This is a genomic window from Helicobacter sp. 12S02634-8, from assembly GCF_002272865.1.
Taxonomy (GTDB): Bacteria; Campylobacterota; Campylobacteria; order Campylobacterales; family Helicobacteraceae; genus Helicobacter_J.
This window is the reverse complement of record NZ_MLAP01000041.1, coordinates 1-1,654: the sequence shown is the minus strand read 5'-3', so window position 1 is coordinate 1,654 and position 1,654 is coordinate 1. Positions and strand designations below refer to the sequence as shown.

Annotated in this window: 2 protein-coding genes; both read right to left on the bottom strand. The window is 38.1% G+C overall.

Going from position 1 to position 1,654, the window contains the following annotated elements:
* Nucleotides 1–14: 14 nt before the first annotated feature.
* On the bottom strand, nucleotides 15–746 hold the full coding sequence (locus tag BKH46_RS09245) for a hypothetical protein (protein ID WP_095226535.1): 732 nt from the start codon (nucleotides 744–746) through the stop codon (nucleotides 15–17).
* Nucleotides 747–755: 9 nt separating this feature from the next.
* Nucleotides 756–1,445, bottom strand: coding sequence for a porin family protein (locus tag BKH46_RS09240; protein WP_143428960.1), 690 nt, complete (start codon nucleotides 1,443–1,445; stop codon nucleotides 756–758).
* Nucleotides 1,446–1,654 lie beyond the last annotated feature (209 nt).

The window sequence follows — 1,654 nt, the reverse complement described above, 5'->3', positions numbered from 1 at the left end:
CTTGTCTTTCCTCACTAAAACTTAAAGCCAATACCAAGGTTGAACGCTAGGTTATTGAAAGCAATATTCCCCACTCTTGCAATATCATATAAATTGCGTGCTAAATCCCTGCGTTTATAGATTGCATTGAGTTCAAATTGGATAAGATTGGAGTATGTAGCAATCAATCCCCCCTCAAGATTCCAGCCCCCTCCAGCATAGGTTGGAGATGTCTCCCCAGCTGGCACATCTTTCCCTCCTGCATTGACATAGACCTTATCTGTTTGGATCGCATAACCAACCCCACCCCCAGCAAATGCTCCAATATCCCATTTACCTCGATGGAAAAAATCAATCCGATAATCTAAATTGATACTCAGATCCAAGAGTCGCGCTACCTTGCTATAAATATTAGTATTACCCACAAAACCCATTGTTTGCAGATCAACAGGAGCTTTGCTTGAACCATATTGAATATCAGTAGAGAGTCTGAGTCCGTGCATTTGTGTGAAAAAGATCTCATAAGCATTTTTAAATTGAAAGTTAAACCCTCCAGATTCAGGGGTTGGTGCTCTGCTTGCTGCGCTTTCTGGTGTATAAGCCCTTGAAGAGTTGCTATGCTTTCCTCCCAAACCATTCATCAGACCATAGCCAAATTGAAATGACCAAACATTTCCTGTCTTTTCTTCAATCCCTAGTGCTGCAGCATTGTTTGCAAACATTGAAGTTATAAATAAAAGCCCTGTTATTTTGATGATAGATTTCATATACCCTCCTTATTTCCACTTCATCACAAATGAGCCACCGATAAGAGATTCTCTGAAAAGCCCTATAGGAGGGATATAAGAAACTCTAAAGCCCAATGTCTTGCCAAATTGTATCCCCACATCTAAGTGGAGTTTATTGGACTCAGCAGAAAAAGAGGCAGCAAACTTATTGTTACTTGTATTGACAATCCCCATATCATAACCCCCACCAACATAGATAGCAAGGTTTTTAGTTTGATTATGAAAATTAGTCAATGCGTAACTCAAAAGAATTTGTGTAGGGATCATCAGACCCATTTTCTGGCTGGATATATATGTCCCTATACCCATATAGCCCTCTACACGCAAAGAGTCTAAGATATTATACGCAGCCCCAAAATCAAATACTACATCGATTTCACTAGCAGTGCTCCCTGCATAAGTAGAAAGATAACTCCTCCAAACATACTTCCATTTCCCCTTATAATGGGGTGTATCTAGGACTTGAGGGCTTGTTTTAGCAGGTGCTTTGCTCACACTGGGTGCTTGGACTTGCATTTGTGGATCTGGATCCTTTTGCTTTGTGTCTTCTTGCAAAGTGTTTTCTTGAGGAGATACGATATTTTTCCCCTCTATATTTTTTCCTTCTATATTCTTCACCTCTTGTGCTAGGGCTACAGACCCCAACATCAAAAACATTAAAAACAAACTATTCTTCATTATTTACCGACCTCCTTTTGATAAAATTGATTACAACAAAATAGCTATATTCTTAAGAATTACAGAAAAATCATCAATCCCTCCTCCCTCCTTTTATTTAAAAATAAATAATACTTGGCGATAAGTATATTCTAATCAGAAAGGTTTGTCAATAGTATATAAAGTAATAAAATCTAGTCTTTTATATAGCTATTTTATGTCCTATGGAT